Below are 12,201 nucleotides of genomic sequence, written 5' to 3' on the forward strand. Positions count from 1 at the left end.
CGTGGGCCAGTGCCACCGAGAACTGTCAGCGTGTGCCTACAGCTCGAAGGCCGTAGGCAATGTCCTACGCCGACGACTCCCCTACCCTGTCAGAATGAATCGAAGAGTACAGATACATTAGTTAACAGATTTGGACCACACGGTTAATCGACCGTCGAAAACATACCAAACAAGCTGCCGACACCAGCGTTTCAAACCGGGATTGAAGCTCAGTGGGACTCAGAACTTATATCGTTGAAGACAATGCCACCATCCGGGACAATCTCCTGGCGACGCTGGAAGAGCTGGCTGGCATTGAGCCCGTCGGTACCGCAGAGGCTGAAAACGAGGGCAAGGCGTGGCTGGTGGCGCACGCAGAACAATGGGACCTGGCCATTGTGGACCTGTTCCTCAAGCAGGGCAGCGGCCTCGGGGTGCTGGAGGCCTGCCGCGACCGCAAGCCGCACCAGAAGGTCATCGTGCTGAGCAACTACGCCACCGCCGATATCCGCAAACGTTGCGCGCAACTCGGCGTCGATGCGGTCTTCGACAAATCCAATGAAATTGAAGCGCTGATTGATTACTGCATTGCGCGGGGCAGTACCCATACCGCCCCTTCAGGCGTCTGACGCTTGCGGCTGGGGCCTTTGTGCAGACTCCTGGGCCTGTTTAATCGATCAGCTTGTTTTTCAAGGCGTAATACGTGAGGTCGCTGTTCGATGCCAGGCTCATTTTTTCCATCACCCGGGTTCTGTAGGTGCTGACGGTCTTCACGCTCAGCGACAGCGCCTTGGCGATGTCGCCTGCGGTCTCGCCCTTGGCCAGTTTCAGAAAAACCTGAAACTCGCGTTCGGAAAGCTGTTCATGCGGTGTTGCGTCATTCTTGCGGTTCAGTTGCTGCGCCAGCAACTCTGCCACCGCTGGCGTGATGTAGCGTTTACCCAGCGAGATCACGCGGATGGCGTTGACGATCTCCATCGGATCGCACTCCTTGTTCAGGTAACCACTGGCACCCTGCCGGATCAGGTTGACCGCGTAGTGCTCTTCGGGGTAACCGCTGAGAATCAGGATGCCGACATCCGGCGCCTTGGCACGAATCATGGCCAGTGCATCGATGCCGCTTTGGCCGGGCATCGAAAGGTCCATCACCAGAATGTCAAGCTCCACGTTGCGCACCAGATCAATGGCCTCGCGTCCGCTGGCGGCCTCACCTACCACGCGCAAATCCACCTGGTCGGAAAAGAACTGTTTGAGCCCTGAACGCACGATGGCATGGTCGTCCACAATCCCGATTTTGATCATTTCATGTCCTCCAAAATATGGTGAGCGCCGCCACACGGCACAATGTATCAACACCAGAGCACTCCATCGCGGGCCCTGGATTTCTTTAGCGATTATTGACGAATTATTGACTGAATACGGCCGGAGATCTCGATGAGATGGTTTGCAATACCCAAAATGGCCATCAGCCTGCCTCTGGCGGTGCTGGCGGCGATCATTTTGATTTCCATCAACGAAGCCGGATTTCGTCTGTCCAGCCAGGCCACCGCCAACATCAAGGAGGCCCAGGCCACGCGTGCCGCCGTGAACCGGCTGCTGCAGCACATGCTGGACGCAGAAACCGGGCAGCGCGGCTATCTGCTGACCGGCGACCCGCAGTACCTGACGCCTTACGACGTCGCCACCAGCGACATCAACCAGACCCTCGACACCCTGCGCCGGCATTACGCGCCTCACACGGATGAGCTGGCCGAGTTTGGCGCCTTGTCGAGAAACGTCTCGCGAAAACTCGCCGAGATGGACCTGAGTGTGCGCATGCGCAAGCAGGGCAACGAGGAAGCCTGGAAGTTTGTACTGACCACCGATGTCGGGCTGGAACAGATGATTGCTGTTCGCAGCCAGATCGACAAACTGGTGCAGGCCAGCAACAACAAGATGGGCGTGGCTCAGGCGCAGATCGACAGGTCCCTGCAAATGGGGCGCTTTGGCATTGCCGGAGTCACGCTGGCTGGCCTGCTGGCGTTTTACATGTATTTGCGACAAACGCGGGCCTTGCTTGAGGCAGGAAGGCGAGAGCAGGACGCGCTTCAGCGCGAGCGCGACCGGCTGGACAAGGAGGTGCGCGACCGCACCGCCACGCTGGCTGAGCTGGCCACGCATTTGCAGGATGTGCGCGAGGACGAGCGCGGCCACCTGGCGCGGGAGCTGCACGATGAACTCGGCGCCCTGCTGACAGCGGCCAAGCTGGATGTGGCCCGCATCAAGTCGCGCCTGGGCGAAATCTCACCGGAAGCCAATGAGCGCATACAACACCTGATAGAAACGCTGAACAGCGGCATTGCGCTGAAGCGCCGGATCGTAGAGGATTTGCGTCCCTCATCGCTGTCCAACCTGGGGCTGGTGGCGTCGCTGGAAATTCTGGCGCGCGAATTCGAAGACCGCTCCGGCCTGAGTATCACCACCGATCTGGAGATGGTGGAGCTGGACGACTCGGCCCAGCTCACGGTTTACCGCCTGGTCCAGGAGTCACTGACCAACATGGGCAAATACGCTGAAGCGCGCCAGGCCGACATCAGCCTGCATGACTTTGAGGGCTACATTTCGGTGACAGTCAAGGACGATGGGGGCGGTTTTGACACCACGCAACTCAAGGCGTCCGGCCATGGTTTGGCCGGCATGAAGCACCGGGTTGAGGCAGCTGGCGGACGCCTGAGCATCAGCTCAGAACCCGGGCAAGGCACGACGATCTCTGCGGTGCTGCCAAAGACGCTGTAGCCCCGTCAAGCACTGCGCGCCTGGCACAGGCAAACAGGCAGACCGCGGGCAGACGCCAGCTGGCGGATCAGTTACGCCACTCCGCGACACCATGCAGCGCTCTCACGGCATGCGCGCCAGGTCGCCCCGTATCGGTGGGGTCCTACAGCGGCTCATCCCGCCCACCGACAGGGGCTCCCGTCCCTCACCGATGAAGTTTGCCCCGGCATCTTATTAACCTTGCATCAGGTGCTTCAAGAGGGAGCGCCGCATTCAAGGGCAGCGCCCTTCCAGGAGGAAACATGCTTCACTATTCCGTCGTATTTCTCGTGATTGCACTGATTGCAGCCGTGTTCGGCTTCGGTGGCATTGCCGCTGGTGCGGTTGAAATCGCCAAGATCCTTTTCTTCATATTCGCCGTTATTGCCGTGGTCACCTTCGTGGTTGGCCTGATGAAACGAAACTGAGCTGTCAGCACCCGCCAGCCAGGGCTTTCTCGCAGGCCGTCCTGACTGCCGTGCACAGGCACTGTTTGCCATCTCGGCCCTTACCCTCCATTCGCCCGATGGGCGCTTCGTCATAACCCAAGGAATCCACCATGAAAACAACCGTCTCCAGCACACCTACCCATGATTCCCTGGCAAGTGCCCGCCACTTTTCTGATCAGATGCTGAGCAGCGCCGCCGGGGCGTTGGACAACACACGCAACATGGCCAACGACACGCTGAGCCGGGCTGAGGATCAGGTACGCAGCCTGCGCGGCAGCATTGACCCGGTGGTAGACCGTCTGGCCACCCAAGCGCAAAAACTGGCGCGCCAAAGCCTGGATATTGCATCTGAAGCGAGCGAGCGTGCGCAACGCTCCATGCACCGCTATGCCGATGCAACCACCCGTTACGTCGCCAACGAGCCAGTCAAATCGGTTCTGATCGCTGCGGCAGTGGGTGCCGCCGTTGCCCTGTTGGTGGCTACAGCTCGCCAGCGCCACAACCGCTAAGTCGTAGCGAATACACACCATAGGGATCATCCGTGCTGCATCCACTGTTTTCACTGCTGGTCCGACGGCCCGACCTGGTGGTCGAGCACGTCTCTGGTTATGCCGCTCTGGCCCACGAAGAGGCGGCGCAAGCGGCAGCTGAGCTGTTGGAGCGCCTGATCGCAGGTGCGCTGGCTGTGGTGTTTGCTGTGGTGTTTCTTACGCTTGCGGGCACCGCCGTGATGCTTGCGGTGATGTTTGGCCAGGTTCACTGGGTGTTGCTGGTCTTGCCGGCAGCAGTGCTGGTGCTGCTGGTATTCGCGCTTGCCAAAGTCCGCAAGCCTCTTGCCACCCAACGTTTTTCCGAATTGAAGGCACAAGTGCAGCGCGACGCGCACGCCTTGCGCGCCGCCGCGTGAAGTGCAGACCATGAGCGACACCTCTGCACTTTCTGCGCGCGAACGCCTGGCTTTGAGCCACAAGGCAATCGTTCGCCAGATGAACCATGATTCCGCAGAAACCGCACCGACGGACGAAGCCGCACGGCCTGAAATAGATGCCTCCGCCAGTTCCTGGGACCTGGGGCGGCAAGTGGTCAGCGCCTGGTGGCGAAACCATCCCGCCCATCTGGTGGTCGACCTGGCGAGGCCGGTTCTCAGCACTTACGCCGAAGACCAGCCGCTCAAGCTATTGGGCATTTCCGCGGGGCTGGGCGCTGCGGTGGTGCTCCTGCGCCCCTGGCGCCTGATGTCCGTGACCGGCGCGTTGCTGGCGGCCGTGAAGTCACCCCATCTGTCGGTTGTGGTGGGTTCTCTGCTTTCGGGCGCCGGGACTAACCGACACCGATGAATTTCATACGCAAACCAGCTGGCGTGGTGCCGTCGGCTGGCCAGCTTCTCAACTCTCCGCACCACAACAGACTTATAAACCTCAAGGAAACACCATGAAATACGCTCGCGCAATTGCATTCGCCGCCCTCGCCGGCATCACCATCATCAGCACTGGCTGCGCAGTCGGGCGTGGCCAACAGACGGCTGGCTCGTTTGTGGACGACGCTGCCATCACCACTGCGGTGAAGGCCAAGTACGCTGCCGACAAGTCGGTTGCCATGACCTCCATCGGCGTGGAAACCCTCAACGGTACCGTACAGCTGTCCGGTTTTGCCAAGTCGGCTGCCGAAAAAGCCCAGGCCGAAGCCATCGCCCGCGACACCAAAAATGTCCGCGCCGTGCGCAACGACATCGTCATCCGTCCTTGAGCATGAGGCTTCCTGATTGATGTCCAGGCCGCAAGGCCTGGCTGTCAAACTGCGAAAAAAAGGGCCCGGCATTACTGCCGGGCCCTTTTTTTTGCCAGAAATACGTGCAGCGTATAACGCTGCACATCCCGGCTCATATTTTGTCGATAACTTTCCTGGCCCTGTCCTTGACGTCTTCCTTGGCGTCGCCGTAGCCCGCCTGGGTTTTGCCCTTGACCTGATCTGCAAGGCCTTCGCCTTCCAGTCGTTCATTGCCCACCACGCGCCCGGCCACTTCCTTGATCTTGCCCGCAACCTGATCTTTGCGTCCTTCAACCTGATGTTTGTTCATGAGATTTCCTTCTGAGTGTGGATCCGGTTGCCCCTATGGCAACCTGAAACCACTCTAGGCAGGCCCGGACCGCTGGCCCGTCAGTGCGTACCGAACTTCTTGTAGGACATGGTGCAAGACACGCTGGTCCCGCTGCGGCATCGGGCGATACATCAGCGGTAACAAGGTCCGTGCTGCTTGCGAAAAAAACGCGGATGCAGCGCGTTACTGTCCGCAAAGACACCCAGCGCAGCGGTTTGCGCCTGTACCTGCAAAGCCAGGTAGGCGCCAGAACCCTGGCGGTAGGCCCACGCATGGCCCTGGCCGACCATCCAGCCGCCCATATCTTCCCCGTCCAGAGAAACCGCAGCCAACGTACGGCCATAGTCATCCTGGTGGCGTGGGAGGACCTGCACAGTGCGGCCCATCAGACGCGCAGCCAGCGCCTTTCGCGCGGCCTGTCCACCAGCCTGGCAAATTTCCGGCGCGTCGATGCCGTCGATACGCAAGCTGACCGGCTGACCCCCTTGCTTCGGACGCACCCACACGCTGTCTCCGTCTGCGACACGTATGACTTTTCCCTGCCAGGCCCATACCGGATGCGCGTAACCAGCTATCAAAACAATAGCAGTTCCAAGCCATGCAGACTTCATGTGCAGTTCCCACGCACTCATGCAGTGACGATCCAGCCCTCTAGAGGGTCCATGTCTTCGGGCAAACCGTAACGCGGCGCGCCCTCGGCATGGCGGGCCTGCGCCCAGGCCACCTGCAGCAGGCACAACACCGCGTCCAGGCAGTCGCCGCGGGCGTCATCCGCCAGCATGTCGCGCTGCGCGTGGCTGAGTTTGAGGCGCAGCCCCAGTCGGCTTTGGCCCATCTCGAGGGCCGTGACCAGGTCCTTGCGCGCAATCAGCCGCTCCGGTGTCTGTTTCAGGCGATCGTCGCTTTTGTAGGAGCGGTTGCCGAGGACCTCGCGCGCCAGCAGGCCGGGATAGGCTTCCAGGGCCACACGAGTGCGGTCGCCCTCATGCAGGCCCGGCAGGTGCACGCCGGCGGCCAGCAGGCGCGGCACACCCGCATGCAGCATGTAGGCCACGGGCGGATTGACCCATTTCATCGAGGGGCTGGAGCCGGCCGGCTTGTCGGTGGCACGGTGCGCAAACTTGCCGCCAGCTGGCCGGGCAGCACAAAACGCGGCGAAGGTGTGGCGGATGTCGGCGCGACTCAGCGCCGCATAGTGCGCCATCAGCGCCGGCCAGGCCACGGGCCAGCCGAGCTGCTCGACCAGTTCACGCGGCAGCCCGAACGGCAAGTCAAAACCGCCTAGCCAGGGGCCGGGCTGGCGCAGCCACGCTTCAAACTCGTCGAGCGAGGCCAGGTACACCAGCCGGGCCAGCTGCACGCGCCCGCCGACGCTGGAACCCAGCGCCAGGACGATGGGTTTGCGGCGCGTGGGCGCGCTGGAAAAATCGCATCCAATCAGGAGACTCATGTCTGGATTGTCCGCCGGCCAGCCGAGCGCCAACGCCATCACACCCACGGCAATCAGGGCGGCGCCCAGCACGCGCTGCAACCGGTCGCCCTCGCCCAGAAGATGACCGCCGAGCAGCGCCGCAAACAGCATGGACACTTCTCGCGCCGGCGCCACATGCGACAGCGGGGCCACCTGCATGGCGTACAGCACCAGCACATACGACACCGGGCTGATGGCACCGACCAGCAGCGCGTACCTCCACTGCTGGCGCCACAGCAGCCGCGCGGCCGGGCGATCACGCAGCACCGCCGGCGCCAGCAGCGCCAGCCGCACAAAGTTACCAAGGTAGTCGACCAGGATGGGGGACATCAGCATGAATTTGACCGCGTAGCCGTCCACCACGGTGTAGCTGGCGATGAAAGCGCCGGTCAGCAGACCGTAAACCATGCCCTTGTGAACGCGGCGGCGTTGTGCCGGGTCGTGCGCGGCGCGCAGCAGGCCGGGCCCGCCGGCAATCAGGAACACGCCACCCACCACCCCGGCGATGCCTGCCAGTCCCAGGGCCGAGATCTGCTCGCCCAGCAGCATGATGGCCACCAGCGACGACAGCAAGGGCCCGGAGCCGCGCGCCAGCGGGTAGACCACGGTCAGGTCGGCCTTGCGGTAACCGCGCAGCAGCACCACGTAATACAGCACATGCAACACGCCGCTGACAGCGATCACGCTCCACTCGCGCCAGCCCCAGCCGGGCAACACGCCCCAGGCGGCCCACAGCCCGACTGGCGCCCAGACCAACATCAGCACAACACTGGTAAAAAAGGCAAAGCGCGCATCGCCGCCAGCCTTCTTGGCCGCGATGTTCCAGCTGGCGTGAATCAGCCCGGCAAGAACCACCAGCGCAAGGGCGGATAGCGGCACAGCTCAAGCGGGCAGATAAAAGCCCAGCCGGGGCCGCGGTCCGGCTCTGCCGGCCGCAAGGCGCAGCGCCCCCTCGGGGCTGGCGTCTGCGGCTCCAGACCTGCCGGCGCAGGTCTGGACAGGCGCCAGAAGCGAAGCCTCCGGCAAGCGGCGGCCTGCAAGGTGCAGCGACCCGCGCAGCGGCGGAGCGTGGGGGCTCAAGCCCTTCCGCAGATGGCCGCGGTGGCCATCAGGTCTTCCAGCAGCGCCAGCGAGACCTTGCCCGACACCGAATACGGATCGAGCTCGGGCTTTTCAGAGTATTTCAGCAGGATAGAGGTGTTGACCTTGGCCACATTGACCTGGCCCATGGTCCAGCCGCCGAAACGGCGCTCGCTGATTTCCTCATAGTGCAGCAGCACCACGTCGGTGTGGCGCGGGTCTTTCTGGATATGGCCGTACAGGTCGCTGACCTGGGCGCGGCCGCCCTCCAGCGCCTGCAGGAATATGCCGCCGCCGTAACAGAGGATGCCGGTGATGCCCATGGCCGGGTTGTGGCTGCGCGACTGGGCCAGGATGGACTCAGTCACTTCGCCGGAGCCGGGATCGGCCGAACGGCTGGCGTAAAGAAGGCGTACCAACATAGCGATATTTCCTTAGCTGCTGCTCTTTTTCGGGATCAGTGACAAAAACTCGCGGCGCAGGTTGGGGTCCTTGAGGAAGACGCCGCGCATCACGGAATTGATCATCTTGCTGTCCAGGTCCTTCACGCCGCGCCAGCCCATGCAGTAGTGGCTGGCCTCCATGACGATGGCCAGGCCATCGGGCCGGGTTTTTTGCTGGATCAGGTCGGCCAGTTGCACCACCGCCTCTTCCTGGATCTGCGGGCGGCCCATGATCCACTCGGCCAGGCGTGCGTACTTGGACAGGCCGATCACGTTGGTGTGTTCGTTGGGCATCACGCCTATCCAGAGCTGGCCGATCACCGGGCAGAAATGGTGTGAACAGGCGCTGCGCACGGTGATGGGGCCGACAATGATGAGTTCATTGAGGTGTTCAGCGTTGGGGAACTCGGTGATCGTCGGACCCTCCACATAACGGCCCTTGAACACCTCATTGAGATACATCTTGGCGACGCGGCGCGCGGTGTTCTGGGTGTTGTGGTCGCCCACGGTGTCGATCACCAGGCTGTCGAGCACGCCCTGCATCTTGCCCTCGACCTCGTCGAGCAGCTTTTCCAGCTCGCCGGGTTCTATGAATGCCGCGATGTTGTCGTTGGCGTTGAAGCGCTTTTTGGCAGCGGCCAGGCGCTCGCGGATCTTGACGGAGACCGGGGTACCTTCTTCGTCAGGTAGCGCCTGTCCTGCGGGCGTGTCGGATTTCATAAGCATGACCAATGTTACCAGCCCGCCCAGCGCCGGTCATGCCTGATTTTTACAAGGGTTTTAGGCCTCCAGCCCCTGCTGGACGGGCGCAAGCAGCTATAAATTCAGGAGCGCCTTGAGTTCGCCCAGGGTGCCGGCCTCGTGCAGCGGCTTGTCGTCCCGGATGCGCAGCATGCGCGGGAAACGCACGGCGATGCCGCTTTTGTGGCGCGGACTGCGGTTGATGCCCTCAAAACCGAGCTCAAACACCAGCGCCGGCTTGACGCTGCGCACGGGTCCGAACTTTTCCAGCGTGGTCTTGCGGATCACGCTGTCGATGCGTTTGAACTCTTCGTCGGTGAGGCCCGAGTAGGCTTTGGCAAAGGCGACCAACTGAAGACCGTCCGCTTTGGCAGGTTCGCGTTTTTCTATCGCCTTGACAACCGCAGTTGCCTCCGAGGCGTCCACGGGCGCCCGGTTCCACACCGCAAAGGTGTAGTCGGTGTACAGCGAGGCGCGCCTCCCATGGCCGGCCTGCGCGTAGATCAGCACGCAGTCGACCGTCAGGGGTTCAATCTTCCACTTCCACCACAGGCCGTCGGCCTTGGTCCGGCCCGTGCCGTAAGCCGCGTCCAGGCGCTTGAGCATGAAACCCTCGACGCCGCGCTGGCGCGACTCGCTGCGCAAGGCGGCAAAAGCCTGCCACGACGCCAGCCGCTCCACAGGCGACAGTTTCAACGGCGTGCCGGCAAGCAACTGTTCCAGCTTTTCCCTGCGGAGGTGCTGGGGCTGGGCGCGCAGGTCTTGCCCGTCGAGCTCCAGCAGGTCATAGGCCATGAAGGTCACCGGTGCATCGGCGAGTATTTTTTTGCCCAGGGTCTTGCGGCCTATGCGTTGCTGCAGCAGCGCGAAACTTGCCGGGCGCCCGCCAGCGGATGGTGCCGCACCCACCCCATCGGTCCACACCAAAATCTCGCCGTCCAGCACCGTCCCGTCGGGCAGCGGCTGAGCCAGCGCCACGATTTCGGGGAAGCGCTCGGTCACCAGTTCCTCACCGCGCGACCACACCCAGACCTGACCGGCGCGTTTGACGATCTGGCCGCGGATGCCGTCGTATTTCCACTCGACCTGCCAATCTTTGACCGGCCCCAGCTTCGCATCCAGACCGTCGAGCGAGCTATCGAGCTGGTGCGCCAGAAAAAAGGGGTAGGGCTGGCCCGCATCACGAATATCGGCTGCAGCCCCTGCCGTGCCTGCAAGAAGCGCTTCATATTTGATAGCAGACGGCATCACCTTCGCGTCCATGTAACCCATCATGCGTTGCGCAATGCGTTTGGCGTCCACGCCGGAATGCGCGGCCAGCGCACGCTGCACCAGCAGCTTGCTGACGCCGACGCGAAAGCCGCCGCCGACCAGCTTGACCAGCAGGAAACGCCCCTGGGCGTCCAGCTCCTGCCAGTAGCTGCGCACGCGGCGGGCCACCTCGTCTTCCGGCAAGCCGCGCAGCGGCAGCAGGCGGTTTTCCACCCAGTCGGCCAGACCCAGATCTGATTCCAGGGACTGCAGCGGCAGGATGTAGGCAATGGTTTCGGCCAGGTCGCCCACCGCCTGGTAACACTTCTCGAACAACCAGTCTTCAATGCCGGCCGCCTCGCAGGCGAGCCCGCGCAGCGTGGCGGTTTTGACCACCTGCCGAGGCTTGCCACCCGCGAGAAAGTAAACGGCCCAGGCCGCGTCTTGCGCCGGTGTGCGGACAAAGTAGCGCCGCAGTGCCTCGACCTTGGCCTTGGTCGCGGTGGTGCTGTCGAGCTCGGCAAACAGGCGCGCGAAATGTTTCATGCGCCGCCCTGCGTCGCCGCTCCGTTCTCAGGCGGTTGCGGCTGGACTTGCTCTTCCACCGGGTCGTCACCGTACTCGGTGTGAAAGGCTTCAGCCTGCAGGCCCTGCTCCGTCAAGTAACGCACCAGCACAGGCACACTGCCATGCGTGACGATGACGCGGCTCGCGCAGGTAGCGTTTACTGCACCCAGCAAGCCGGGCCAGTCAGCATGGTCGCTGAGCACAAAACCCTTGTCATACCCGCCACGGCGGCGCGCGCCGCGCAACTGCATCCAGCCGCTCGCAAAGGCAACGCTGAAATCGCCGAAGCGTTTGGCCCAAGGCCCACCAGCGGCGCTGGGCGGACACAGAACAAGGGCCCGCCTGAAGTCCGCAGGGTCGCTGACCTCATCGACCGTCAGTGTTGCGGGCAAATCGACACCTGCCGCGCGGTAGGCGGTGTTGAGGGAGTGCACCGCGCCGTGCACAACGATGGGCGCAATCGCGGCGTCCACACCGCTGAGGATGCGCTGGGCCTTGCCAAAGCTGTAACACATCAGCACGCTGGCACGGCCTAGCGCCACATTGGCGACCCACCAGGTGTTGATCTCGCCGAACAACTCGGCATCGGGGCGCCAGCGATAAATCGGCAGGCCGAAGGTGGATTCGGTGATGAATACATCGCAGCGCACCGGCTCAAACGGCGCGCAGGTGGCGTCGGGCGCCACTTTGTAGTCGCCGCTGGCGACCCAGGTCTGGCCGCCCCCTGCCGCGCGGTATTGCAGCCGCACTTGCGCCGAGCCCAGCACATGGCCGGCCGGGTGCAGAGACACCTTGACGCCGTGGTGCCCGATCGCCTGGCCATAGGGCAGCGTCTGCAGGTCGATGTCGCCCAGGCGCACCCGCAGCACGCCCTCGGCCGGCGCCGCCGCCAGGTAATGGCCGTGGCCGACGCGGGCATGGTCGGAATGGGCATGGGTGATCACCGCCCGCGGCACCGGCCGCCAGGGGTCGATGTAGAAATCGCCGGACGGGCAGTACAGGCCTTCGGGCCTCTGGACGACCAGGTCCTGCATGGCTACAGGTACTTCTTGCCCTGCACCGCCAGCGCGATGCGCATCAGGACGAAAGCCGTCCATTCGGCCAGCCGATGCCGCATCGGCCGCCGCGCGAAGGCTTGCGGATCCACCTGCCGGCCCTCGTGCGCCATGGCCCGCATCAGGCGGCCGCGCAGGTCGCGCGAGAACGGCTCGTCCTGCACCAGGATGTTGGCTTCGCGCGCCAGCAGCAGGCTGAGCGGATCGAGGTTGGACGAACCCACCGTCGACCACTGGCCGTCGATCACCGCCACCTTGGCATGCAGGAAGCTGG

16 protein-coding genes and 1 pseudogene are annotated in these 12,201 nt (G+C 63.1%); 7 read left to right on the forward strand and 10 right to left on the reverse strand.

Annotation, left to right across the window (positions count from 1 at the left end):
• Nucleotides 1-212: 212 nt before the first annotated feature.
• Nucleotides 213-608, forward strand: coding sequence for a response regulator transcription factor (locus tag Q8L50_RS04010; RefSeq protein ID WP_305347365.1), 396 nt, complete (start codon nt 213-215; stop codon nt 606-608).
• A gap of 40 nt (nt 609-648) precedes the next feature.
• Here the strand turns inward: Q8L50_RS04010 and Q8L50_RS04015 are convergent, their stop codons facing one another.
• The gene (locus Q8L50_RS04015) at nt 649-1,281 is read right to left on the reverse strand and encodes a response regulator transcription factor (RefSeq protein WP_077593954.1); all 633 of its coding nucleotides are present in this window, start codon (nt 1,279-1,281) and stop codon (nt 649-651) included.
• A gap of 132 nt (nt 1,282-1,413) precedes the next feature.
• Between Q8L50_RS04015 and Q8L50_RS04020 the strand changes: the two genes are divergently transcribed.
• The 6 genes from Q8L50_RS04020 to Q8L50_RS04045 all read left to right on the forward strand — a co-directional run bounded on the left by Q8L50_RS04020 (nt 1,414) and on the right by Q8L50_RS04045 (nt 4,967).
• Complete coding sequence (locus tag Q8L50_RS04020) at nt 1,414-2,754, forward strand: CHASE3 domain-containing protein (RefSeq protein ID WP_305347366.1); 1,341 nt, start codon at nt 1,414-1,416, stop codon at nt 2,752-2,754.
• Between the two features lie 281 nt (nt 2,755-3,035).
• Entirely contained in the window at nt 3,036-3,200 is a 165-nt protein-coding gene (locus Q8L50_RS04025; protein ID WP_305347367.1) for a DUF1328 domain-containing protein, read from the forward strand.
• A 131-nt stretch (nt 3,201-3,331) separates the two neighbouring features.
• On the forward strand, nt 3,332-3,730 hold the full coding sequence (locus Q8L50_RS04030) for a hypothetical protein (protein ID WP_305347368.1): 399 nt from the start codon (nt 3,332-3,334) through the stop codon (nt 3,728-3,730).
• 32 nt (nt 3,731-3,762) lie between these two features.
• Nucleotides 3,763-4,128, forward strand: coding sequence for a hypothetical protein (locus Q8L50_RS04035; RefSeq protein WP_305347369.1), 366 nt, complete (start codon nt 3,763-3,765; stop codon nt 4,126-4,128).
• A gap of 10 nt (nt 4,129-4,138) precedes the next feature.
• The gene (locus Q8L50_RS04040; RefSeq protein ID WP_305347370.1) at nt 4,139-4,558 is read left to right on the forward strand and encodes a hypothetical protein; all 420 of its coding nucleotides are present in this window, start codon (nt 4,139-4,141) and stop codon (nt 4,556-4,558) included.
• 94 nt (nt 4,559-4,652) lie between these two features.
• Nucleotides 4,653-4,967, forward strand: a complete 315-nt coding sequence (locus Q8L50_RS04045; protein ID WP_305347371.1) for a BON domain-containing protein — start codon at nt 4,653-4,655, stop codon at nt 4,965-4,967.
• 133 nt (nt 4,968-5,100) lie between these two features.
• Here the strand turns inward: Q8L50_RS04045 and Q8L50_RS04050 are convergent, their stop codons facing one another.
• The 9 genes and pseudogenes from Q8L50_RS04050 to Q8L50_RS04090 form a co-directional block, all read right to left on the reverse strand.
• Nucleotides 5,101-5,298 carry a CsbD family protein gene (locus Q8L50_RS04050; RefSeq protein WP_305347372.1) on the reverse strand — a complete coding sequence of 66 codons (198 nt, stop codon included), beginning with the start codon at nt 5,296-5,298 and terminating at the stop codon, nt 5,101-5,103.
• 152 nt (nt 5,299-5,450) lie between these two features.
• The gene (locus Q8L50_RS04055) at nt 5,451-5,930 is read right to left on the reverse strand and encodes a thermonuclease family protein (RefSeq protein ID WP_305347373.1); all 480 of its coding nucleotides are present in this window, start codon (nt 5,928-5,930) and stop codon (nt 5,451-5,453) included.
• A gap of 17 nt (nt 5,931-5,947) precedes the next feature.
• Nucleotides 5,948-6,769 (reverse strand): DUF429 domain-containing protein, encoded by an 822-nt coding sequence (locus tag Q8L50_RS04060; protein WP_305347381.1) that lies wholly within the window; start codon nt 6,767-6,769, stop codon nt 5,948-5,950.
• 21 nt (nt 6,770-6,790) lie between these two features.
• Nucleotides 6,791-7,669, reverse strand: a pseudogene (locus Q8L50_RS04065) (EamA family transporter); the annotation flags it as partial.
• 197 nt (nt 7,670-7,866) lie between these two features.
• Nucleotides 7,867-8,292, reverse strand: a complete 426-nt coding sequence (locus Q8L50_RS04070; protein WP_305347374.1) for a BLUF domain-containing protein — start codon at nt 8,290-8,292, stop codon at nt 7,867-7,869.
• Between the two features lie 12 nt (nt 8,293-8,304).
• Nucleotides 8,305-9,039 carry a GTP cyclohydrolase I gene (folE, locus tag Q8L50_RS04075; RefSeq protein ID WP_305347375.1) on the reverse strand — a complete coding sequence of 245 codons (735 nt, stop codon included), beginning with the start codon at nt 9,037-9,039 and terminating at the stop codon, nt 8,305-8,307.
• Nucleotides 9,040-9,129: 90 nt separating this feature from the next.
• Nucleotides 9,130-10,851: an ATP-dependent DNA ligase gene (locus Q8L50_RS04080; protein WP_305347376.1), complete on the reverse strand. Its 1,722-nt coding sequence runs from the start codon at nt 10,849-10,851 to the stop codon at nt 9,130-9,132.
• A complete protein-coding gene (locus tag Q8L50_RS04085) occupies nt 10,848-11,906 on the reverse strand; it encodes a ligase-associated DNA damage response exonuclease (protein ID WP_305347377.1) in 1,059 nt (352 codons plus the stop codon). Before Q8L50_RS04085 ends, Q8L50_RS04080 begins: the two co-directional genes overlap by 4 nt.
• Nucleotides 11,907-11,908: 2 nt before the next feature.
• The coding region (locus tag Q8L50_RS04090) for a phospholipase D-like domain-containing protein (RefSeq protein WP_305347378.1) at nt 11,909-12,201 on the reverse strand (293 nt) is incomplete at its 5' end.

It is taken from the genome of Polaromonas sp. (genome assembly GCF_030680935.1).
GTDB lineage: Bacteria > Pseudomonadota > Gammaproteobacteria > Burkholderiales > Burkholderiaceae_C > Polaromonas.